Annotated in this window: 14 protein-coding genes, 1 tRNA gene and 1 pseudogene; 7 read left to right on the forward strand and 9 right to left on the reverse strand. The window is 66.9% G+C overall.

What is annotated here, in order from left to right; genetic code table 11:
• Positions 1-77: 77 nt before the first annotated feature.
• A complete protein-coding gene (locus ACQKDV_RS10445) occupies positions 78-992 on the reverse strand; it encodes a LysR family transcriptional regulator (protein WP_427783686.1) in 915 nt (304 codons plus the stop codon).
• Positions 993-1,132: 140 nt separating this feature from the next.
• On the opposite strand from ACQKDV_RS10445, the gene ACQKDV_RS10450 reads away from it, so the two are divergent.
• Together ACQKDV_RS10450 and ACQKDV_RS10455 are read left to right on the forward strand one after the other, a co-directional pair.
• Complete coding sequence (locus tag ACQKDV_RS10450) at positions 1,133-1,834, forward strand: pirin family protein (RefSeq protein WP_427783687.1); 702 nt, start codon at positions 1,133-1,135, stop codon at positions 1,832-1,834.
• A gap of 172 nt (positions 1,835-2,006) precedes the next feature.
• The gene (locus ACQKDV_RS10455; RefSeq protein ID WP_427783688.1) at positions 2,007-3,146 is read left to right on the forward strand and encodes an MFS transporter; all 1,140 of its coding nucleotides are present in this window, start codon (positions 2,007-2,009) and stop codon (positions 3,144-3,146) included.
• Positions 3,147-3,225: 79 nt separating this feature from the next.
• Here ACQKDV_RS10455 and ACQKDV_RS10460 read toward each other — a convergent pair whose 3' ends face one another.
• Positions 3,226-4,338 carry an alpha/beta fold hydrolase gene (locus ACQKDV_RS10460; RefSeq protein WP_427783689.1) on the reverse strand — a complete coding sequence of 371 codons (1,113 nt, stop codon included), beginning with the start codon at positions 4,336-4,338 and terminating at the stop codon, positions 3,226-3,228.
• Between the two features lie 183 nt (positions 4,339-4,521).
• Here ACQKDV_RS10460 and ACQKDV_RS10465 point away from each other — a divergent pair, with 183 nt between their 5' ends.
• From ACQKDV_RS10465 to ACQKDV_RS10480, 4 genes are all read left to right on the forward strand, one after another.
• On the forward strand, positions 4,522-5,868 hold the full coding sequence (locus tag ACQKDV_RS10465) for a c-type cytochrome (RefSeq protein ID WP_427783690.1): 1,347 nt from the start codon (positions 4,522-4,524) through the stop codon (positions 5,866-5,868).
• Positions 5,865-6,791 (forward strand): c-type cytochrome, encoded by a 927-nt coding sequence (locus ACQKDV_RS10470; RefSeq protein WP_427783691.1) that lies wholly within the window; start codon positions 5,865-5,867, stop codon positions 6,789-6,791. The genes ACQKDV_RS10465 and ACQKDV_RS10470 overlap by 4 nt, the downstream gene beginning before the upstream one ends.
• Before the next feature lie 117 nt (positions 6,792-6,908).
• On the forward strand, positions 6,909-9,287 hold the full coding sequence (locus tag ACQKDV_RS10475) for a TonB-dependent receptor domain-containing protein (protein WP_427783692.1): 2,379 nt from the start codon (positions 6,909-6,911) through the stop codon (positions 9,285-9,287).
• A 7-nt stretch (positions 9,288-9,294) separates the two neighbouring features.
• Positions 9,295-11,406 (forward strand): phosphocholine-specific phospholipase C, encoded by a 2,112-nt coding sequence (locus ACQKDV_RS10480; RefSeq protein WP_427783693.1) that lies wholly within the window; start codon positions 9,295-9,297, stop codon positions 11,404-11,406.
• 146 nt (positions 11,407-11,552) lie between these two features.
• Here ACQKDV_RS10480 and ACQKDV_RS10485 read toward each other — a convergent pair whose 3' ends face one another.
• Positions 11,553-16,238 (reverse strand): ATP-dependent helicase, encoded by a 4,686-nt coding sequence (locus ACQKDV_RS10485; RefSeq protein ID WP_427783694.1) that lies wholly within the window; start codon positions 16,236-16,238, stop codon positions 11,553-11,555.
• 386 nt (positions 16,239-16,624) lie between these two features.
• Between ACQKDV_RS10485 and ACQKDV_RS10490 the strand changes: the two genes are divergently transcribed.
• Complete coding sequence (locus tag ACQKDV_RS10490; protein WP_427783695.1) at positions 16,625-17,059, forward strand: DUF4189 domain-containing protein; 435 nt, start codon at positions 16,625-16,627, stop codon at positions 17,057-17,059.
• 245 nt (positions 17,060-17,304) lie between these two features.
• Here ACQKDV_RS10490 and ACQKDV_RS10495 read toward each other — a convergent pair.
• The 6 genes and pseudogenes from ACQKDV_RS10495 to ACQKDV_RS10520 all read right to left on the reverse strand — a co-directional run.
• Positions 17,305-17,397, reverse strand: a tRNA-Ser gene (locus tag ACQKDV_RS10495).
• 79 nt (positions 17,398-17,476) lie between these two features.
• Positions 17,477-17,680 carry a carbon storage regulator CsrA gene (gene csrA, locus ACQKDV_RS10500; RefSeq protein WP_079221459.1) on the reverse strand — a complete coding sequence of 68 codons (204 nt, stop codon included), beginning with the start codon at positions 17,678-17,680 and terminating at the stop codon, positions 17,477-17,479.
• 151 nt (positions 17,681-17,831) lie between these two features.
• Entirely contained in the window at positions 17,832-20,480 is a 2,649-nt protein-coding gene (alaS, locus tag ACQKDV_RS10505; RefSeq protein ID WP_427783696.1) for an alanine--tRNA ligase, read from the reverse strand.
• Between the two features lie 109 nt (positions 20,481-20,589).
• On the reverse strand, positions 20,590-21,078 hold the full coding sequence (gene recX, locus ACQKDV_RS10510; protein WP_427783697.1) for a recombination regulator RecX: 489 nt from the start codon (positions 21,076-21,078) through the stop codon (positions 20,590-20,592).
• 111 nt (positions 21,079-21,189) lie between these two features.
• Complete coding sequence (recA, locus tag ACQKDV_RS10515) at positions 21,190-22,227, reverse strand: recombinase RecA (RefSeq protein ID WP_324808751.1); 1,038 nt, start codon at positions 22,225-22,227, stop codon at positions 21,190-21,192.
• Positions 22,228-22,445: 218 nt separating this feature from the next.
• A pseudogene (locus ACQKDV_RS10520) lies at positions 22,446-22,667 on the reverse strand (LexA family protein); the annotation flags it as partial.
• Between the last annotated feature and the right edge of the window lie 53 nt (positions 22,668-22,720).

Consider the following 22,720-nt stretch of genomic DNA (forward strand, 5'->3'; position numbering starts at 1 on the left):
TCGACACAGTAGATCCACGCCATGCGTGGATGAATTCATTCGATATCTGACAGATTTCATCCACGCATGGCGTGGATCTACCCCATCGCCTGCCACCACTGCGCCAGCAGATCCGGCCTGCGCAACCGCTCGCGCCACCAGCGCAATGCGGCACCCTCCTCCCCCGTTCGCCAGGCCAGCCAGAACGTTTCCTCCGCCTTGGGTTCCTCCACCTCGCGGATCACCAGCCGGCCACGCGCCACCGCCGCGCGCGCGCACGGCTCGGGCAGGAAACCGAATCCCACGCCCTGGCACTGCAGCTTCAGTTTGCTCGCCATGTCCGGCACGGTCAGCATCTCCTGGCCCATCAACAAACCTACCGTCCGCGGCAGCAACCGTCGCGCTGAATCGGAGACGGCGATGGCGCAATGCTCGGCCAGCTGATCGCGGCCCAACACACCCGGCACCTGCGCAAGCGGATGATCGGGCGCCACCGCAAACACGAAATCGACGCTGCCCAGCGGCTCCACCACGTAGCCGCCACCACTGGGGCCCTCGCCCGCGGCACCCACCAGCAGATCGGCACGGCGGTCCAGCAGCGCCTCCCAGGTACCCGACAGCGCCTCCCCGAACAGACGCAGGCGCGTCGGCGCTTCAATGCCACGGAATGCGGCAATGTCCGGGCCCAGCAGCCAGGTCGGGAATACCGAATCCACCGCCAGGGTCAGTTCAGCCTCCCAACCGGAGGCCACCCGGCGCACCCTCAGTTCCAGTTCGCGGGCGGCACGCAGCAGATGACGCCCCTCATCCAGCAAGGCACGACCCGCCTCGGTCAGTTCGGCGCGGGGGCCGACCCGGTCGAACAGCTGCACGCCCAGGTCTTCCTCCAGCTTGGCCACGGTGTAGGAAATGGTCGAGGGAACCTTGTGCAGGGCCTTGCCCGCGCCGGCAAAGGAGCCGCGGCGGTCGATGGCATCCAGGATCTGCAGGGCATCGAGGCTGAGCTTGAGCATTCGAAATTTTCGATGATGACTGTCAAAACTATCCGTTTTTCAAACCCCCTACGCAAGCGGATACTTCTCTCCAACGGGGAAACACAGCGGCTACCGCCCTACCCCGCCCCATCGAAACCATCGAACAAGGAGAAATCATCATGCTGCAGATCCGCAAGAGCGCTACCCGTGGCCTGGCCGAGCATGGCTGGCTGTCGTCCCGCCACACCTTCTCCTTCGCCGGCTACTACGACCCGCGCTACGTCAGCTTCGGTCCGCTGCGTGTCATCAACGAAGACAAGGTCATCGGCGGCCAGGGCTTCGGCACCCACAGCCACAGCAACATGGAAATCATTTCCTACGTGCTGGGCGGTGCGCTGGAACACAAGGACTCGATGGGCACCGGCTCGGTGCTGCGCTACGGCGATGTGCAGGTGATGAGCGCCGGCAGCGGCGTCAGCCACAGCGAGTTCAACCATTCGCCCAGCGATCCGGTGCACTTCCTGCAGATCTGGATCTTCCCGGACAGCGAGAACATCGAGCCGTCCTACCGCGAGACCCACTTCGCGCCGGAAACCAAGCGCGGCCAGCTGCGCCTGATCGTTTCGCCTGATGGTGCCGACGGTTCGCTGCGCATCCAGCAGGATGCCCGCATCTACGCCACCCTCCTGGACGGCAGCCAGAAGCTGCACCACGCCCTGGGCAACGGCCGTGGCGCGTATGTGCAGGTCGCCCGAGGCCAGCTGCAGGTCAATGGCATCACGCTTGATGCCGGTGATGCGCTGCAGATCAGCGACGAGGCACAGCTGACCCTGGAAAACGGCAACGACGCCGAAGTGCTGGTGTTCGACCTGCCGCTGTAAGTGTTCAGCAGCAACGTGCAGCAAGGCCCGCGATGCCCAACGGCAGTGCGGGCCTTTGCATGTAAAGCGGGTGACACTGCATTCGTATTCGCAGCGCGATGGCGCGGTTGGCACTTGCCCGAGAAGCTTGAAAACGTTTCCATTGCAGGGATTCTTCAACGCCCCCCAGTGCATGACGCCCTCTTCCCCGCGTGCCCAGCAGCACGCCACCCGCGCCGCCTTCTTCATTCCCGGCTTTGCCACCGCCGCCTGGGCACCGATGGTGCCCTATGCCAAGGCCAACGCAGGTCTGTCCGATGCCAGCCTGGGCGCGGTGCTGCTCTGCCTTGGGCTGGGCTCACTGCTGGCAATGCCGCTGGCCGGCGCGCTCACTGCGCGGCTGGGCTGCCGCCGCCTGATGGTCATCACCACAGCGTTGATCCTGCTGGCCCTTCCGTTGTTGGCGCTGGCCCCCTCACCGCTGGCACTGGGCGCGGCGTTGTTCCTGTTCGGTGCTGCTGTGGGCGCAATGGACTGCACGATGAACATGCAGGCGGTGGCGGTTGAGCGCGATGCCGGTCGCGCGATGATGTCCGGCTTCCACGCGTTCTACAGCATCGGCGGCTTCACCGGTGTCGGCTGCATGACCGCAATGCTGTTGCTGGGCACGCCGCCGTGGATCGCCGCGCTGCTGTCGGTGGCGGCCATGCTCGCGGTGGCCGTGTTGTCGGCGCCGCACTGGCGCGCGCAGCGTATCGCCCATGATGGCCCCCTGCTGGCCATTCCGCATGGCGTGGTGCTGTTCATCAGCGTATTGGCCTTCATCGTGTTCCTGGCCGAAGGCTCGATGCTGGACTGGAGCGCGGTGTTCCTGGCCGACGTGCGGCAGGTACCGCGCGACCAGGCCGGCGCCGGCTTCGCGGCGTTCACCCTGGCGATGACCACAATGCGCCTGTTCGGCGATGGCATCGTCGAGCGCCTGGGCCGCACGCGCACGATCATCATCGGCGGCATCACCGCGGCCACCGGCTTCGCCCTGGCCACGCTGGTGCCCTCCTTCGCGGTGGCACTGGTCGGCTACGTGATGGTCGGACTGGGCTGCGCCAACATCGTGCCGGCGCTGTTCTCGATGGCCGGCCAGCAGCGCGCGATGCCGGAAAGCATTGCCATCACGGCAGTAACCACGCTGGGCTATGCCGGCATCCTCGCCGGCCCGGCCGCAATCGGCGGACTGGCCCACCTCACCACCTTGGGCTTCGCCTTCCTGTGTGTGGCCGCGCTGCTGCTGGCCGTCGCCGCCTCGGCCCGCGCACTGGCACGCCGCCTGCCGTGAGCAAAAAAGGGGACGGAGGGGATTAAGTCGTTTTTGGCGATTTCGCCATTAACGACTTAATCCCCTCCGTCCCCTTTTTTCAGGTGCGCCACTCGGCCTGCGCGGGCAGCTGCGGTGCCGGGCAGGTCGCACGCGGGTGGTGCTCGTCCTGGGCCATCCAGTCATCGACCACACCGGCCAGCAGATCCAGCCGCAGCGGCAGGGTGATGTGGTCTTCGCCGCGCATCTCGATGTAATGGGCGCGCGGATTGGCCTGGGCCAGTTCGCGGCCCTGGCTGACCGGAATGTGCTGGTCGCCCTGGCCGTGCAGCAGCAGCACGCAGGCGCGGGTATCGGCCAGCGCGCGGGCCACGTCCACCTGGTCCAGGTCGACGTCGATGCGGCGGCTGGCGGCGGCAATCACCTGGTTGATGTCCTGGCCGCCATAGCGCCAGCGCGCATAGAAGGCCACCGCCTGTGCCTTCAGCCCTTCCGGCTGCAGCGCCATCAGGTGCGGGATCATCGTGCGGATCGCCACGCCGGCATTGGCGAACGATTCCATCGCCACCACCCCGGCCACCTGGTCACCCAGCTTGTCGGCCGTGAACACCGCCGTGGCCGCGCCATAGGAAACGCCGAACAGGTACAGCGGCCCGGTCACCTCGCCACGCGCACGCAGTTCGCCGATCACATCGACCACGTCGTCCGATTCGTAGGTGCCGTAGCCGGACGGACCACGCCCGGACTGGCCGTGGTTGCGCAGGTCCAGGGTGACCACGCGGTAGCCCGATCCGGCCAACTGCAGTGACCACGGCAGCATCGAATCGCCGTTCATCATCCAGCCGTGCAGCAGCACCACGGTGCCGCGCGGCGACTTAGGGCGGAACGGCTGCGGCACGACGAGGCTCAGCCCGGTGTCCAGCGGCTGGCCGTTCTCGTGGCGCTGCGGCAGGTAATGGTAGCGGGCGCCGTAATCGCCCGGGTCGAACACCCGCCAGAAGATCGGCACACCATCCCGGCCCGGCGCGAAGCCATGGCGGTTGGGCAGCTCGGCGATGGCCGCGGCGATACGCGGCTGGTCCAGCAGCGTGGATACGCCACCGGGCGCGACCAGCTGGTCGCTGAGCGAGGTGGATGAGGCGGTGATCGAGGATGAGCATGCAGCCAGCCACAGGCCGGCGCACGCCAGCAACAGCAGCAGCGGGCGCTTCATGGGCAATCAGGGAAAAGGTCCGACAGCGTGGCAGGTTAGCGGCGAGGGCTGGGCGCATCTATCGCAGAACGATGACGGGTTGATGACACGCCGGGAGCGATTCAGCTTCATGCGTTGTCGCTTGCGGACAAAGCCTTGATCCGGATCAAGGATCGCCTCTGCGCATTTGCAGACAGTGCGGGCATGCGCACCTCGTTCAAGCTCCTCCTTGCCCTGGCCGCCGCTGTGGCCGCCGCCTGGGGCGTTGCCCGCAGCACCCCGTACTGGTTCGCCCCGCGCCAGCCAGCCGTGGTCGACATCCACGATCCGGCGCTGATCGCGCGCGGCCAGTACCTGTCGCGTGCAGCCGACTGCGCTGCCTGCCACACCGCACCCGGTGGCCGGCCCTTCGCCGGCGGCCTGGGCATGCAGACACCGATGGGCACGCTCTACTCGACCAACATCACCCCGGACCCGACCACCGGCATCGGCGCCTACGACTACGCGGATTTCGAGCGGGCCGTGCGTCGCGGCATCCGCCATGACGGCCAGCCGCTGTACCCGGCCATGCCCTACGCCTCCTACGTGATCGCCACCGATGACGAGATCCGGGCGTTGTACGCCTATTTCATGGGCGCAGTGACGCCCGTGCGCCAGCACAACGCCGACAGCACCATCCCGTGGCCGGCCAGCATGCGCTGGCCGCTGGCGTGGTGGCAGCTGCTGTTTGCGCGGCCGCGCAGCTTCGTTGCCGATCCGTCACTGGACGCCGGCCAGCAGCGCGGTGCCCAGCTGGTGGAGGGCCTGGCCCACTGCGGTGCCTGCCATACCCCGCGCGGGCTGGCCTTCCAGGAAACCGCCATGGCCGATGATGCGGGCCGTCGCTTCCTTTCCGGCTCGGTACTGGAAGGCTGGTATGCGAAGAACCTGCGCAACGAGGCCACCGGCCTTGCCAGCTGGAGCCAAGATGAAATCGTGCAGTTCCTGCGCACTGGTCGTACTGACCGGTCAGCGGCCTTCGGCGGCATGGCCGATGTCGTCGAACACAGCACCCAGCACCTGACCGATGCCGACCTGCTGGCCATGGCCCGTTACCTCAAGCAGCTGCCACCGCGCACGGGACGCAGCACGCAGTGGATTGCCGGCAGCGACCGCACCACCTCCGCACTGCGCGAGGGCGATTACCACGTGCCTGGGGCGCTGGCTTACGCCGAGCACTGCCAGGCCTGCCACCGCGCCGATGGGCGCGGCATGCCCCGCATCTCCCCCGCCCTGGCCGGCAACTCCATCGTGTTCGCCGACGATCCCAGTTCGCTGGTGCAGGTCACCCTGGCCGGTGGCCGCACACCGCACACGCCACATGATCGGATGGCGTTCTCGATGCCCGGTTTCGAGCATCTGCCGAATGCACAGCTGGCGCAGATCCTCACCTTCATCCGCGGCAGCTGGGGCAACCAGGCCAGTGCGGTCCGCGAGGTGGACGTGGCACGCATGCGCCGGGTGGTGCGCGACAAGCCGGTGCACGTGGTTCCGCAGGAGGCCGCCCCATGAAGCCCGCACGCAGGCGCAGGAACGGTGCCGTCATCGCTGCCATCGGCATGCTCGTGCTGGCTGCTGCCGGCACACTGCTGCATGTCTACCGGCATCCCACGCTGGATGCCGGCACGGCGCCGACACTGGACATCATTGATGCGCAGCGCGCCGTCGTCGGCCAGTACCACACGCCCAGCGCCGAGGAGATCGCCAGCCTCGGCAATGCCGACGCGGTGATGCTCGGGCGGCGGCTGCTCAACGAGACCGCCCGCCTGCTGCCGGACAACGTCGGCAACGACCTGAACTGCAATTCCTGCCACATGGCCGAAGGCAAGCGCCCCTTCGGCAACCACTATCTCAACACCGGCGGTGGCAGTTACCCGCGTTACATGACGCGCCCAGGCAGGGAGATCGGCCTGGTCGAACGCATCAATGGCTGCCTGCAGCGCTCGATGAATGGCACGCCGCTGGCGCGGGATGCACCACAGATGCGCGCGATGCTGGAATACATGGCATGGCTGAGCCGGACCGTACCCGACGGTGCGCGCGTGGCGGCAGCGGGCGAAGGGCCGATCGACAGCTCGCTGAGGCCCGACCGCACGCGCGGCCACGCCCTGTACGCAGCGCAGTGTGCGGCCTGCCACGGCGACAACGGCGAGGGACGCCGTGATGGCAGCGGTGACATCGCCTTCCCGCCCCTATGGGGCGAACGCAGCTTCAACATCGGTGCGGGCATGGCCCGGCTGTACAAGGCGGCCAGCTTCGTCAAGCACAACATGCCACCGGCTGCGAGCCGCGCGCCGCCACTGGGCCAGCAGGTGATGCCCGACCAGGATGCGGTGGACATCGCCGATTACTTCATCCATCAGCCGCGGCCGGATTTCACCGGCAAGGGCAAGGACTGGCCGCACGACCCGAAGCCGAAGGACGCGCGGTACTGAGCGTGCGACTGAAAGTGTCGCCCGTCACGCAACACAAACCCTGAATCTGGACGTCACTTCCATGTAATTCGCTTTGCCGACACTCCGGGGCTTTCCTCCACTCAAGGTCCGGTTTCGATGCGAAAGATTGCGCGTTTTCCCCGTGTTTCGCTGCTTGCCGTGCTGATCGCCCCCGCACTGGACGCCTTGGCCGAAGCACCGCAGGGCGAGGCCGCCGAAACGCGCAGTGCCGACGCACGCACCCTGGACCAGGTACAGGTGATCGGCCAGGCCACCAGTTACGCCAAGACCTCGGTGCGTACCGAAACGCTGAACCGGCAGACGGTGTTGAGCAGCGTCAACGGCGCGCTCAACGAAGTGCCAGGCGTGGTGGTCAGCGAAGCCGATGCAACCGGCTCTTCGGTGTGGGGCACGCAGATCAGCATGCGCGGCTTCGTCACCAACCGCGATACGCAGCAGATCGGCACCACCCTCGATGGCCTGCCCAACGGCGGCTCGGGCTACGGCGGCGGCTCGCTGGCCAACCGCTACATCGACACGCTCGACCTGGAAACGGTTGAAGTGAGCCAGGGCACGGCCGATATCTCCTCGCGTTCGAACGAAGCGCTGGGTGGCACGCTCAACTTCCTCACCCGTGATCCGCTGCATGACAGCCGCCTGCGCTTTGTCGTCGGCGCCGGTGACAACGATGCGCGCAAGTATTACGTGCGCTATGACACGGGTGTGCTTGGTGGCCACACCCGCGCCTGGGTCAGCGCATCCTCAGCCCGCGTGAGCGACTGGATCGATGGCAGCGGCAAGACCAGCAACGATCATATCGCCGGCAAATTCGTCACCGAACTGAACCGCTGGACGCTGACCGGCTACCTGTCCTACAACGATGCCGACGAGCCGGAATACACCAGTGTTTCGCCGCAGGGCTTCGCCACCAACCCCGACCGCGACAACCTGGTCGGCACCCTCACCGGCATCCCCTACCTGGACCAGAACTACCGCTCCGGTTCGCGCGCCCTGCGCGAGAACACCTTCGGCTACCTGCGCGCCTCCTTCGACGCCGGCAATGGTTTCAAGGCCTCGATGGCGGCCTATGGCCACCGCATGCAGGGCCGTGGCGACTGGCTGCCGCCGTACCTGGCCGATGTCACCAATGATGGCGCCGGTCGCCCGCAGTCCGAATACCTGGGCGGCAGCACCGCGTACGGCGGCAGCAACCTGGGCCAGATCTACTTCGTGAACCCCGATGGCAGCAGTGCCCGGCCGATTGCCGGCTGCACCCCCCGTGTGGGCTTCAGCGCCGAGTACGATCCGAACTGCTACGCCGGCAATGTGCTGGGCGCGCAGTCCTACCGCCACACCCACTACGACAACGACCGCATGGGCGTGACCGCCGATGTCGAATGGCGGCAGACCTTCGGGTCGGTCGACAACACGATCCGCGGCGGCCTGTGGGTGGAGAAGCTGGACCGCTCGGCGCGGCGTGACTGGCACCGCCTGCTCAACGTAGGCCAGGATATCGCCTTCGACCACCAGCCGTACTGGGTGCAGTTCGAAGACAAGTACAAGGTGGACGAGCAGATGTACTACGTCGAGGACGTGGCCCGCTTCGGCCCGTTCAGTGCACGCGTGGGCGTGAAGCAGTTCTTCGTGGACCAATCACGCAACCGCGTGATCGGCGCCAGCGAACATGTCACCTCTGATTCCAAGTCCGATCCGCTGTTGTCCACCGGCTTCACCTGGGCGCCGGGCGTGGAAGGCATGGAACTGTTCGCCGGCTTCTCGCAGAACTTCGCCGCGATTCCTTCCGGCGTACTGGGCGAGACCGATCCGCAGCGCTTCCGCAATGTTGAACCAGAGACCGCCGACAACATCGAAGTGGGCATGCGCATCAGCCGCTGGCCGCTGACCGCCTCGGTCACCCTGTACAACATCAGATTCGACAACCGCATTGTCTACCTGCCCGCCGGCTTCGTCAGCGGCATCGACTACCTGGGCGAAACCGACGGTGTCTACGAGAACTTCGGTGGCGTGGAAAGCAACGGCCTGGAAGCCGCCTTCGGCTATGGCTGGGACAACGGCTGGCGGATCAACGCGGCCTACACCTACAACCGTTCCAGGTACCTGGGCAGCGGCGATGCCGCGCGTGACACCCAGCTGGGCATCGTCGATGGCGCCAAGGTCATCGGCCAACCCGAGCAGATCCTGGTGCTGTCGGCGGATTGGCAGGGCGAGAACTGGAATTTCGGTCTGTCCGGCCGCTACCTCGGCACCCGCTACCTGGACGCGGCCAACGTCAACCAACTGCCCTCGGCCACCGTCTTCAACGCCAACATCGGCTTCGACCTGCAGGGCCTGTCGCCGCGCCTGAAGGGCATGGGGGCCAACCTGGTGGTGAGCAACCTCACCGACAAGCGCTATCTTGCAGGGGTGGACGGTGCCAACGCGGCCTTCATCGGCGCGCCGCGCACCGTCGGCATTTCCTTCCGCGTGGATCTGTGAGGCACTCGTGACTGATATCGGCCGACGCCGGTTGCTGCAGGCCGGCGTCGCCGCCGGCCTTGCACAGCTGCTGCCCAGCATCGCCCGGGCTGCGGCCATCGGCCCGGCCGCGCATACGCGCAGCCTGCAGGACCTGCAGCACATCGTGGTGTTCATGCAGGAAAACCGATCATTCGACCACTACTTCGGCACCCTGCCGGGCGTACGTGGCTTCGGCGACCGCTTCGTCGCCCCCGCTGCGCCGCTGTACGGCGCCAGTGGCCCGCGCAGCCTGTGGCTGCAGCCCGATGCCAGCGGACAGCGCGTGATCGCGCCCTTCCCGCTGGATACGGCCGCCCACTTCGGCTACATGCGCGTGGAAGGTACCCCGCATACCTGGCCCGATGCGCAGCGTGCCTGGGACCACGGCCGCATGGGGCACTGGCCGATGGCCAAGCAGAACCACGCGATGGGCTATTTCCAGCGCGCCGACCTGCCTTTCCAGTTCGCCCTGGCCGAAGCGTTCACGATCTGCGATGCCTACCACTGCGCGATACAGGCCGGGACCAACCCGAACCGGGTGTTCCTGTGGACCGGGCACAACGATGCGTCTGCCCGCGCCGGGGGGCCGGTGATCGCCAATTCGCATGACAACTTCCCCGAGCACGGCGGCCATCCGCAGTCCTACCGGTGGACCAGCTATGTGGAGCGGCTGCAGCAGGCAGGTGTGTCCTGGCAGATCTACCAGGACATGGCCGACAACTTTACCGACAACCCGCTGGCCGGCTTCGAGACGTTCCGCCAGGCCTACCGTGCCGCACCGGGACACGATGCCGCGCTGCGCCAGCGCGGGGTCAGCACGCGGGGCCTGGCCCAGCTGCGCCAGGACGCCATCGACGGCCGCCTGCCGCAGGTCAGCTTCATCATCGCCGATGCCGCCGGCAGCGAGCACCCCGGGCCTTCCAGCCCGGCCCAGGGCGCGGCCTACACCGCGCGCGTGCTGGATGCGTTGACGGCCGACCCGGAGGTTTGGAGCCGTACCGCGCTGCTGCTGATGTTCGACGAGAACGACGGCTTCTTCGACCACGTACCGCCGCCGGCACCGCCATCACCTCGCCCCGACGGTGGTTGGGCAGGTGCGTCGTCGGTCAGCACCGACGGTGAGTACCACCAGCACCCGGCGCCGGGCGACGAAAAATACGATGCCGCCGAACTGCGTGGCCGCCCCTACGGACTGGGCCCGCGAGTGCCCCTCTACGTGATCTCGCCGTGGAGTCGTGGCGGCTGGGTCGATTCGCAGGTGTATGACCACACCTCGGTGCTGCGACTGATCGAGCGCCGCTTCGGCGTGGCCGCACCGGACATCTCGCCGTGGCGTCGCGCGGTGTGTGGCGACCTGACCAATGCCTTCGATTTCGCCCAGCGCGATACGCGGCCGTTCGTGCGCGGGCTGCCCGATGTGAGCGCGACCGCCGCGCGTGCCGCGGCCCTGCCCGGGCGCACCGTACCCGCACTGCCCGCCGGCCTGCTGGCGGCACACCAGGAAGCGGGGACGCGCCCATCGCGTGCGCTGCCGTACCGCCCACAGGTGCAGGTCGCGACGCTTGCTGCGGACGGTGTGACCCTGCAGTTGGCCTGCGAAGGCGCAGCCAGCGTGCTGCACGTCTATGATCGGCTGCGCCTCAACGATCTGCCGCGCCGCTACACCGTGGCGCCGGGTGCGCGGCTGCAGGATCAGTGGGCGCTGGATGCACAGGGCCACTACGATCTCTGGCTGCTGGGCCCGAACGGCTTCCACCGGCACTTCCGTGGTGCGAGCGGAGCGACGGCGCTGGAGGCACATGTGGAAAGGACCGGTGACAGCGTGCAGTTGCAGCTGCGCAACCTGGGCACCACTGCGCAGACGATCCGCGTGCACGCGGGCGCCTATCACGGGCACATGCCGGAAAAGACGCTGTCGCTGGCAGCCGGTGCGAAAACCACCCTGCGCTGGGACGCAGCGCCAACGGCCGGCTGGTACGACATTCGCGTGAGGGCGGGCGAAACCGAACTGCGCCTGGCCGGCCGCGCCGAGAATGGGCTGCCCGGCACCAGTGATCCAGCGATGGGGGGCCAGCCGCTGCGCTTCGAGCACGGCTGAGGCTTTCGGTAGCGTCGTGCTTGCTCGACTGCGCGGTCTGTCGTGCTCGACTGCGCGGTCTGTAGAGCCGAGCCCATGCTCGGCTCAGTCAAGCAAGCTCGACGCTACGAAATGCAGCCGAGCATGGGCTCGGCTCTACAAACGCGTCAACCGTTCCAGCCCAGGCCGCGCGGTTCATTGCTGAACCCCGCCGCGCGCAGGGCATCGACGGCGAGCCCGCGATGGACGGGCTCGTCATTGATCCGCTCCAGGGTGAAGGACAGGCGGCGGCCACGCCGCAGGCCCACCGCCAGCGCGTGTGCGGCGGATGCCCAGCGCACCGAGGCGTCGTGTGCCGTGTCGTCGATCCAGCTGCTCAGCTGGCGGCCGCCCTGCGGCAGGTACAGCTGCAGGCGGCCTTCGCCGATCACCACCATCGCACCGACCCGTCGCACCGGACGCGGCCCGGCGATCGACTGGGGCCACGGCAGCAGGCTGCCGAAAGGATTGGCCGGATCCAGCGCCGACAGCGCAACCCAGCCGTCAGGTCCACGTGTCTGCTCGGCGCTGGCACGCAGGCGGTCGATGTCTTCGCGCTGGGCGAACTGGGCACCGCCCATACCCTCCACGAAACGCCCGCGCAGCAGCTGGCCGGCATCCTCCATGCTGCGCAGCACCGGGCGCAGTGCTGGAAACCCGCCTGTCACGGTCTCACTCATCGCCGCGCTGCGGGTGACCACCGTGTAACGATCCAACAGCGCCTCGGTCTGCGCCAGCCCGCGCAGCGTGTCACTGGCCCGCTCGTGCGGCAGCAGAAACCAGCGCCCGGCCAATGTCGGCCCCGTGCTGGTGGTCAGCTCCAGTCCTGCGGCGCCCAGCGCCAGGGGGGCGAACGCAAAGCTGCGGCGACGGCGTGACACAGGCGTAGGCCGCGCCCGCACAGGGCGCACCCCCGCCAGCGCACGCAACGGTGCCCACAGGTCGCTGCTGATCTGCCCGCGCCAGGCCAGCTGCCACAGCGCCGCCTGGAAATCCTCGCCGTTACTGTCAGCCCCTGCCGGCCACGACGGTATCTGCAGAGCCAGCTGGCGGGCAAAGAACCCACCGCCGTCAGCCAGCACCTGCAGGATGGCCTGCTGCATCGGCGACGCGGCCAGCTCCGGGTCCGGCAGTGGCAGGGTCTCTGCGGCTCGCTCCTGCAGATGCAGCGACACCAGGCCATCGTCGTCGCCCAGTCGGCCATGGCCGGCCCAGAGCACCGCCCCGGTGGACAGCAGCTCGTCCAGCAGGCCGGGCCGGTAACCCGGTACGCGCGCGGGCAGTATCTGCTGTTCCCACAGCGATGCGGGCAGAGGCAGCCCGGCCAGCTGTTCGATCACCTGCAGCACGCGATCATGGTCGTTGCTGCGCGCGCTGCCGGGCAGCACGCCCTGCCCGTCCAGCAGCAGACCGACGTAAGCCTGCACGGGCACCGGTCGGGTGGCCTCGCGCGCGGCCTGCAGCGAGCGCAGCCGCAGCCGCTGCAGCACCTCGGTGCCCACCCACTCATGGTGGGCGAGCGGCGAAAGCGATGCAGCGTTTTCATCGATGCCACCGCGGCCAATGCCGAACTGTCCACGCACCACCCGCCCCTGCTCCTGCAGCGCGTGCAGGGCGGCATCCACCACGGCGACGCCGAGGCCGAACCGTGCGGCTACGCTGCCGCTGCTGAATGGCCCGTGGGTACGTGCGTGACGAGCCAGCAGGTCGCCGAGCGGCTCCGCTACCGGCAGGCGGAACACCTCGGCAATGTCCTCGGCGATCACCACCCCAAGTGCATCGCGCAGCCGCGCGGCATCTTCCACGGCAGCCCACTGGGCCACGCCAGCAATACGCACGGGGATCGCACGCCCTGCCGCGCGCAGCGTTTCCGTACAGGCATCCACCTGCGCAGGTTCAGTGATGCGTCGCGCAATCTCCGCAGCCGGCAGCGGCCCGAGTTCGCGCAGCAGGTCGGCCACGCCTTCGCTGCCGCGTGCGTGGCGGACCGGGTCCAGTCGTTGCAGCTCACACTCGACCTGGGCCACCACCGCATCGTCCAGCAGTTCGCCCAGATCCACCTGGCCCAGCAGCTCGGCGAGCAGGCCACTGTCGAGTGACAGCACCGATGCGCGGCGTTCGGCCAACGGCACGTCGGCCTCGTACATGAACTCGGCGACATAGCCGAACAACAGGTTGGCCGCGAAGGGAGATGGCACTGCAGTCTCCACCTCGACCATCTGCACCTGCCCACCCTGGATGCGCTGCGTCAACGCATCCAGCGCGTCCAGGTCGTAGACATCCTGCAGGCACTCGCGCGCGGTCTCGACCAGGATCGGGAATCCGTCATGGCCACGTGCGATCGCCAGCAGTTGGCCCGCGCGCAGCCGCTGCTGCCACAGAGGCGAGCGCTTGCCCGGCGTGCGCCGTGGCAGCAGCAATGCACGCGCCGCGCACTCGCGGAAGCGTGCGGCGAACAACGCAGAGCCGGCAACCGACAGCCGGATGGTCTGATGCAGGCTGATCGGATCAAACAGAAACACCTCGGCACCGGGTAGAGGCCCGCTGTGGTCAGGAATGCGGACGATGATGCCGTCATCGCTGGCCACCACAGCAGGGTCGATACCCGCCTGCTCGCGCAGGCGCGCAGCCACCGCCAACGCCCACGGATCGTGCACGCGGCGTCCGTAGGGCGAATGCAGCATCACCCGCCAGTCACCCAGCTCGTCGCGGCAGCGTTCAACCACCAGCCGCAGATCGGTCGGCAGCACGCCGGTGGCCTGCTGCTGTTCGGCCACCAGGGCCAGCATGTTGCGGATCGCGCTTGGGTCAAGACCTCGCTCGCGCAGCCGGTCCAGCAGCGCTGGCGACGGCTCGCCCGCGGGACCTGGATCGGCTTCCAGTTCGGCCAGGAAAGCACCGGTGGCTCGCCCCAGCTCGGCCGGTCGGCCGATGCCCTCGCCCCGCCAGAAGGGCAACCGTGCCGAGCGTCCCGGCGCAGGCGTCACCACCACCTGGTCCAGGGTGATCTGGTCGATCCGCCAGGACGTGGCACCGAGGGTGATCACATCGTTCACCCGCGACTCGTGGACCATCTCCTCGTCCAGTTCGCCCACCCGGCGCGATCCGGCCTGTTCTTCACCTTCGGGCAGGACCACGGCGTACATGCCACGGTCGGGAATGGTGCCGCCACTGGTGACCGCCAGCTGCCGTGCACCGGGGCGCGCGGTCAACACGCCTGTCTTCCGGTCCCACACCAGGCGTGGCCGGAAGCCGGCAAATTCATCGGAGGGATAGCGCCCTGCCAACATATCCAGCACCGCGTCGAAAGCGCTCCGCGGCAGCGCGCGATACGGCGCGGCGCGACGCACGCATGCGAACCAGGTCCCGGCGTCGAGCGGATCCATCGCTACCGCAGCCACGGTCTGCTGGGCCAGCACATCGAGCGGATTGCGCGGCGGATCGAGGGCTTCAATGCGTCCATCCAGCATGCTGTCCACCACCACCGCAGCGTCGATCAGATCGCGTCGTGTGCGTGGATACAGCAGGCCGCGCGACACCCCGCCGACCTGGTGGCCGGCACGCCCTACCCGCTGCAGCGCACTGGACACCGAGGGCGGTGCGGCCACCTGGATCACCAGGTCGACCAAGCCCATGTCGATGCCCAGTTCCAGGCTGGAGGTGGCGACCACGCAACGCAGTTCGCCCGACTTCAGCGCCTGCTCGATGGCGGCACGCTGCTCCTTGGATACCGAACCATGGTGCGAGCGGGCGATCACCGATGCCGGCGCGGTGACCCGGTTCACCGTGCTGCCGGTGAACGACCCGTAGGTGGCTGCGGTCGCATCGGTGGTGCCGTCCGCGGGGCCACCGCCATCGCGCTCGGCATGCAGTTCGTTGAGCCGGGCGGTAAGCCTTTCCGCCACGCCGCGCGAGTTGGCAAAGACAATCGTGGAGCGATGCCGCATCACGTTGTCGAGAATGCTGGCTTCCACATGCGGCCAGATCGAACCGTTGCGCAGGCTGGCACCGCGCCCTTCCGCGGGCCCGTGCGTCACCAGGTCGGTCATGTCCTCCACCGGCACCACGATCTTCAGTTCCAGCTGCCGCTGCGAGGGAGGCTGCACCACCTGCACCGGGCGGTCGCCGCCGAGGAAGGCGGCCACGCCCTCCACTGGGCGGACCGTGGCCGACAGGCCGATGCGCTGCGCGGGTACCCGCCGCAGCGCGTCGAGCCGCTCCAGGCTCAGCGCCAGGTGCGAGCCACGCTTGCTGCCGGCCACGGCATGGATTTCATCGAGGATGACCGTATGCACATCGCGCAGGATTTCCCGCGCCTGCGAGGTGAGCATCAGGTACAGCGATTCAGGCGTGGTGATCAGGATGTCCGGCGGGCGCCGCAGCAGGCGTGCGCGGTCACTGCTGCTGGTATCGCCGGTACGCATGGCCACGGACAGGGCAACGGGCGGATCACCGCGTTCACTGCGGCGGGCACTGATGCCCTGCAGAGGCACCTGCAGATTGCGCTGCACATCGCTGCCCAGCGCCTTGATCGGCGACAGGTACAGCACGCGCGTCCGTGCCACGGGTTTGGCCGCCGGGTCGCGGCGGGCGTCGCCATCGCGCTCGGCGAACACCTGGTCGATTGCATGCAGGAACGCGGCCAGCGTCTTGCCGGAGCCGGTCGGCGCGACGACCAGGGTGTGCTGGCCTGCGGCAATCGACGCCCAAGCCTGGTCCTGTACCGGCGTCGATGACGGGAACGCGGCGCGGAACCAGTCGCAGGTGGCGGGATGGAAGTGCTGCAGGGAATCCAAGGCAGGGCCGGTCGCCATCAATGATGGGTTCGATGATACGGCGAAGAAATCCTTTGCCGTCACGTATGGTTACGTCATGACATTTCACGATATTTTTACGGAGCGTGTCCTGCGTCGCCGCCTGCTGGCTGCAGCCATCCTCCCGCGTACTAGAGCAGTTCCCGGGCTGGAGGTCTGCATCAATGGCAGCCCCCAACGAGGAAGCGCGACCGCACAACCCGCCGCTGAAGTACATCGCGCCGCTGCCGGGGCATGGATTCCAGGTGCGGAGGTGCGGCTTTGAAGCAGGGCCGCAGGCACAGCGCCTGCGGAAGGTAAACGACGAGCGTGGCTGCGTGTGCGGCAGGCTTGATTAGCACCAGCCCTTCAGACAACGATCAACGATCAACGAAAAGGAGAATTCAATGAACGGGATGAAAGCAGTTTTCTGTGTGCTGCTGGGTGCTTCGTCCACTGCCGGTGCGGCTTCAGCCATTTCCTACGATGCGGACGGCGCCTATGGCTACTCGATGAACCAGCCGACGGTGAGCGGGGCCATGCAGAACGCACTGAAGTACTGTGTCGCCCGCTCGCGCAACTGTGGGCAATCGGCCATTGCCACCGGCGAAGGCTATTCGGCCATCGTCACCGGAACAGTGTCCATGGGATTCGCACTGGCGGAGGCAAGTCCGGAAGCGGCGCGGCGCAAAGCGGAAAAGATGTGCGGGGAACGCGCCAACGACTGCACCCTGGCGGTGCTGTGGCGTGAGCAGCCGCCCCGTGTGATGGAGCGGCCCTGGCCCCCGGGTGCGCCGGCGCCGAGTCCGCCACCGTCAACCGCGAGCGACAGCAGAGAGTGATTGTTGATCGGGAATACAACCGCCCAGCGTCGATGACGTGCGATGGCAGGCGTTGAACTGACGTCCGACTTGAAGCCATACATCGCAACTGCATTGTCGATCCCGACACTTCCGCCACTGCGGGACTCAGCTCCATAGCCATCACCAGAGGCCAGAGCACGGAGTCTGGGAAGAAAGCGCGAGGCGTACCTGCGAAAAAAGAAAAAAGAAAAAAGCCACTGCATGCAGTGGCTTTTTTCTGAACTTGGCGGAGCGAGAGGGATTCGAACCCTCGATAGAGCTTTTGACCCTATACTCCCTTAGCAGGGGAGCCCCTTCAGCCACTCGGGCATCGCTCCGGGGTTTTCTCCGCGTCTGGTGCGGTGCACCTCAGCGGGGCGTGAATCATAACGTTAATCAGACGCGAAGGTAAAGCTTTTATTCGCCGGAATTTTCACTTCCGGTGCTGCCGGCTTCATCACCACGCTGGATGCGCTGGTAGATCTCTTCGCGGTGCACAGCAACGTCCTTCGGCGCGGTGATACCGATACGCACCTGGTTGCCCTTGACGCCGAGCACGGTGACGCTCACCGAGTCTCCGATCATCAGGGTTTCGCCGACGCGGCGAGTCAAGATCAACATTTTAGTAAGTCTCCATGGAACCGTGTGGAAGGGTATCCCCCACCGGCTTGACGCTCCGTCAAGAAGCGTCCCCACGACAAAGGGAAAAGATTTCGCAATGGTACCGTCAGCCGTCCCGCTCCTACAAGGAGGGGGACGGCTGGGGTTTACATCACAGGCGGGGACTGACCCATTCGACAACCGCAGCCAGAGCGGTAGCAAGGGCGGGCCCGTCCTCGCCACCACCCTGGGCGAGGTCCGGGCGTCCGCCGCCCTTGCCCCCGATCTGACTGGCGATGTGGGACAACAGTTCCCCGGCCTTGACCTTGCCCATTGCACTGCCGTTCACGCCCGCGACCAGGGCGGCCTTGCCGTCCTGGGTGCCGGCCAGCACGATCACGGCATTGCCCAGCTGCTGCTTGAGGCGGTCCATGGCGTCACGCAGGGCCTTGGCATCGAAGCCCTCCAGGCGGGCCGCCAGCACCTTCACGCCAGCGACCTCGACAGCCTGGCCGGAAAGGTCGGCGGTAGCGCCGGCGGCGACCTTGGCCTTCACCGCCTCCAGTTCGCGCTCCAGCTGCTTCTGGCGCTGGCCAAGGGCACGGATTTTCTCGACCACGTCGGTGGCGCTGCCGCCAAGCAGTTCAGCAGCCTCGGCCAGGCGGGCCTCTTCGGCGTCCACGTAATCCAGGGCGCCCTGGCCGGTAACGGCCTCGATGCGGCGCACGCCGGCGGAGACACCGCCCTCGGAGGTGATCTTGAACAAGCCGATGTCGCCGGTACGGTTGACGTGGGTACCGCCACACAGTTCGGTGGAGTAGTCGCCCATCTTCAGCACGCGCACGTTCTCGCCGTACTTCTCGCCGAACAGCGCCATGGCGCCGAAGTCCAGCGCTTCCTGCATGCCCATGTTGTGCACTTCGGCGGCGTTGTTGGCGCGCACCTGCTGGTTGACCTTGCGCTCGATGATGGCAAGCTCTTCAGCGCTGATCGGCTGGAAGTGCGAGAAATCGAATCGCAGGCGGTCCGGCGCGACCAGCGAGCCCTTCTGCTGCACGTGGGTGCCCAGCACTTCGCGCAGAGCGGCGTGCAGCAGGTGGGTGGCAGAGTGGTTGAGGATGGTGGCGCCACGGCGCTCCCCATCAACCTGGCCGGACAGCACGTCGCCGACCTTCACGCTGCCCTCGGACAGGGTGCCCACATGGCCATGGAACTGGCCGGCGAACTTCTGGGTATCGCTCACCACCAGGCGCACGCCGTTGCCGGTCAACACGCCGGTGTCACCGACCTGGCCGCCGGATTCGGCGTAGAACGGGGTCTGGTTGGCGATGACGATCACGGCGTCACCGGCTTCGGCCGACTGCACCGGACGGCCGTCCTTGAGCAGGGCCAGCACGGTCAGGCCATCGGCCTGCAGGCGGTCATAGCCCAGGAACACCGTCGGGGTCAGGGTGGCGACCAGCTCTGCCGGCAGCGTCACGCCGCCACCGAACTTGCCGGCGGCACGCGCAGTCTCGCGCTGCTGCTCCATTGCCGCGTCGAAACCGTCGGTATCAACGGTCAGCTCGCGCTCACGGGCGATGTCCTGGGTCAGGTCCAGCGGGAAACCGTAGGTGTCGTACAGGCGGAAGGCGTCAACACCCGGGATCACGCCGTTGCTGGCCTTGGCCGCCACGTCCTCGAAGATCTTCATGCCCGCGTCGAGCGTTTCAGCAAAACGCTCTTCTTCGGCCTGCAGCGCACGCACCACGGTGTCGGCCTGCGCGGGCAGTTCCCGGTAGGCTTCGCCCATCAGTTCGACCAGGGTCGGCACCAGCTTGCTGAAGAACGGCTGGCGTACGCCCAGCATCCAGCCATGGCGCAGCGCGCGGCGGATGATACGACGCAGCACATAGCCGCGGCCTTCGTTGGACGGCAGCACGCCGTCGACGATCAGGAACGAGCAGGCGCGGATGTGGTCGGCGATCACGCGCAGCGACTTGTTCTCCAGGTCGGCCATGCCGGTCAGCTCGGACGCCTTGCGGATCAGCGCCTGGAACAGGTCGATCTCGTAGTTGGTGTGCACGTGCTGCAGGATCGCCGCCAGGCGTTCCAGGCCCATGCCGGTATCGACGCACGGTGCCGGCAGCGGCACCAGGCTGCCATCACTCTGGCGGTCGAACTGCATGAACACCAGGTTCCAGATTTCGATGAAGCGATCACCATCTTCCTCCGGCGATCCCGGGGGGCCGCCGGCGATGTGGTCGCCGTGGTCGTAGAAGATCTCGGTGCACGGGCCGCACGGACCGGTGTCGGCCATCTGCCAGAAGTTGTCCGAGGCGTAGGGCGCGCCCTTGTTGTCGCCGATGCGCACGATGCGCGCTTCCGGGATGCCGACCATGTCGCGCCACAGCGCGTAGGCCTCGTCATCGGTCTGGTAGACGGTGACCAGCAGGCGCTCGGCCGGCAGCTTCCAGACCTGGGTCAGCAGCTCCCACGCCCAGGCAATCGCGTCCTTCTTGAAGTAGTCGCCGAAGGACCAGTTGCCCAGCATTTCGAAGAAGGTGTGGTGGCGGGCCGTGTAGCCGACCTGGTCAAGGTCGTTGTGCTTGCCGCCGGCACGCAGGCAACGCTGGACGTCGGCCGCGCGCACGTAGCTGCGCTTTTCCGCACCGAGGAACACGTCCTTGAACTGGACCATGCCGGAGTTGGTGAACAGCAGGGTCGGATCATTGCCCGGCACCAGCGGCGCCGACGGCACGATGGTGTGGCCTTTACCCTTGAAGAACTCAAGGAAATCGCTGCGGATCTGGGAGGTCGTGAATTTGGCAGGTGCGTTCATTGGGGGCTGGCAGTGTGCGGGCCGGCAGCCCCGAGCCACCGACCGCGCTGGCCAGGGTCGTAACGGACCGCCGAAAACCTAAAGGGTATCAGGCCCGGCGCCGCCAGTCTCAGTCCTCCGGGTCAAAGCGGGTCGCGCGGCGTATGCTGTCGCCGTCGAAGCCCCGCCGGGCCAGCAGATCGGCGGCCTTGCGCCGCTGCGCCAGGTCCTGCGGGCCGTCCTCGCCGAAACGACGGCGGACCAGATCGCGGGCATTTTCCTGCCAATCGCCCTCGTAGGTGTCCATGGCAGCGGCGATTGCCGCGCTGTCCAGCCCATGGGTGCCCAGTTCTGCGCGGACGTGGATGGGTCCATAGCCAGTGTTGGCGCGCATGCGGACAAGATTTTCCGCAAAACGCGTATCGTCCTGCCAGCCAGCCTCGGTCAGCCTGGCCACGGCGGCCTCGGCTGCCTCGCCCTCGATGCCACGGGCGGTCAGCTTGCGGGTCAGCTCCTTGCGCGAATGCTCACGGCGCACCAGCAGGCCCAGGGCACGCTGTACAGGGGTCTGTTCGCGCGGCCGGCGCTTGCGGCCGGTGGGGGCGTCGGCATCGGACATCAGTTGCTCCAAGGGTGGCGCCATCCTTGGCGCCTTGCCCGTCCGTGGGCGGTTCGAACCTGCGGGACAGGGCGACGTCACTGACGGCGCCGCCCTGCCCCACAGCAAGCCTTACTCGTCGTCGCCTTCGTCGTCGCCTTCCTCGCGGGCGGCTTCGGCCGGCTGAAACTTCTCGCGCAGCTCGGCTTCGAGCTTGGCTGCGACGGTCGGGTTGTCGCGCAGGTAGCCGCGGGCGTTGTCCTTGCCCTGGCCGATGCGTTCTTCACCGTAGCTGTACCAGGCACCGGCCTTCTCGACCAGCTTGGCATCCACGCCCATGTCGATCAGCTCGCCCTCGCGGCTGATGCCTTCGCCGTACAGGATCTCGGTGATGACCTGCTTGAACGGGGGCGCCAGCTTGTTCTTGACGACCTTGATCTTGGTCTGGTTGCCGATGATCTCGTCGCCCTTCTTGATCGCACCGATACGGCGGATGTCCAGGCGCACCGAGGCGTAGAACTTCAGCGCATTGCCGCCGGTAGTCACTTCCGGGCTCTGGCCCGGCATCATCACACCGATCTTCATGCGCAGCTGGTTGATGAAGATCACCAGGGTGTTGGAGCGCTTGATGTTGCCGGTCAGCTTGCGCAGCGCCTGGCTCATCAGGCGGGCCTGCAGGCCCGGCAGCTGGTCACCCATTTCGCCTTCGATTTCGGCCTTGGGCGTCAGCGCGGCGACCGAGTCGACCACCAGGATGTCCACCGACCCTGAGCGGACCAGCATGTCGGCGATTTCCAGCGCCTGCTCACCGGTATCCGGCTGCGACAGCAGCAGGTCGTCCACGTTCACGCCCAGCTTGGCGGCGTAGATCGGGTCCAGGGCATGCTCGGCGTCGATGAAGGCGGCGGTGCCGCCCATCTTCTGGCACTCGGCGATGGCCTGCAGGGTCAGAGTGGTCTTGCCCGACGATTCCGGGCCGTAGATTTCAACGACACGCCCCTTCGGCAGACCACCGATGCCCAGTGCGATGTCGAGCATCAGCGAGCCGGTCGGGATCGCTTCAACGGGTTCGACCACACGGTCGCCCATGCGCATCACCGAACCCTTGCCGAACTGCTTTTCGATCTGGCCCAGAGCAGCAGCCAATGCGCGCTTTTTGTTCTCGTCCATCGTGTTGCTCCTAGCAGAGGTCATGTCGTTGGGGGTGCTGTCTTTCGGGGTCTTCTTTGCCATGGGTTCACTTTAAGTCGGATGTATCGCACAGGCTGAGATTCTGCCCGGCGCTCAGAAAAGAATTATCGGACATCCGTACCAACCTCAGTGGAACCAGAGAATCGCCACAAAAGACCGCGGGGTAGTGCTGTTTGAACGATGCCGTCGCAAGGGGATCAGCGGTTGGGCCGCAGCAGGCCGCAGTACAGGCCTTCGATGGCGAAATCCTGGTCGGGCAGGACTTCGATCGGCTTGTAGTCGGGGTTGCGTGGCAGCAGGCGGATGCGGTCCTTGGCGATCTTCAGCAGCTTGACGGTGATCTCGTCATCGATGCGGGCCACCACGATCTGACCGGAATGGGCGTCGCGGGTGCGATGCACGCCGATCAGGTCACCGGAACTCTTCGCGCTCCACCCGCGGCACCACGCGGATGACCGCATAGTCATACGTG

It is taken from the genome of Stenotrophomonas sp. NPDC077659, assembly GCF_050268705.1.
GTDB lineage: Bacteria > Pseudomonadota > Gammaproteobacteria > Xanthomonadales > Xanthomonadaceae > Stenotrophomonas.

What these genes read in the sequence shown, in the direction of transcription:
- recA (WP_324808751.1), bottom strand. Translation starts at nt 22,227, where the DNA reads ATGGACGAGAACAAAAAGCGCGCATTGGCTGCTGCTCTGGGCCAGATC.
- ACQKDV_RS10470 (WP_427783691.1), top strand. Translation starts at nt 5,865, where the DNA reads ATGAAGCCCGCACGCAGGCGCAGGAACGGTGCCGTCATCGCTGCCATC.
- ACQKDV_RS10475 (WP_427783692.1), top strand. Translation starts at nt 6,909, where the DNA reads ATGCGAAAGATTGCGCGTTTTCCCCGTGTTTCGCTGCTTGCCGTGCTG.
- ACQKDV_RS10445 (WP_427783686.1), bottom strand. Translation starts at nt 992, where the DNA reads ATGCTCAAGCTCAGCCTCGATGCCCTGCAGATCCTGGATGCCATCGAC.
- ACQKDV_RS10490 (WP_427783695.1), top strand. Translation starts at nt 16,625, where the DNA reads ATGAACGGGATGAAAGCAGTTTTCTGTGTGCTGCTGGGTGCTTCGTCC.
- ACQKDV_RS10450 (WP_427783687.1), top strand. Translation starts at nt 1,133, where the DNA reads ATGCTGCAGATCCGCAAGAGCGCTACCCGTGGCCTGGCCGAGCATGGC.
- alaS (WP_427783696.1), bottom strand. Translation starts at nt 20,480, where the DNA reads ATGAACGCACCTGCCAAATTCACGACCTCCCAGATCCGCAGCGATTTC.
- ACQKDV_RS10460 (WP_427783689.1), bottom strand. Translation starts at nt 4,338, where the DNA reads ATGAAGCGCCCGCTGCTGCTGTTGCTGGCGTGCGCCGGCCTGTGGCTG.
- ACQKDV_RS10455 (WP_427783688.1), top strand. Translation starts at nt 2,007, where the DNA reads ATGACGCCCTCTTCCCCGCGTGCCCAGCAGCACGCCACCCGCGCCGCC.
- recX (WP_427783697.1), bottom strand. Translation starts at nt 21,078, where the DNA reads ATGTCCGATGCCGACGCCCCCACCGGCCGCAAGCGCCGGCCGCGCGAA.
- csrA (WP_079221459.1), bottom strand. Translation starts at nt 17,680, where the DNA reads ATGTTGATCTTGACTCGCCGCGTCGGCGAAACCCTGATGATCGGAGAC.
- ACQKDV_RS10465 (WP_427783690.1), top strand. Translation starts at nt 4,522, where the DNA reads ATGCGCACCTCGTTCAAGCTCCTCCTTGCCCTGGCCGCCGCTGTGGCC.
- ACQKDV_RS10485 (WP_427783694.1), bottom strand. Translation starts at nt 16,238, where the DNA reads ATGGCGACCGGCCCTGCCTTGGATTCCCTGCAGCACTTCCATCCCGCC.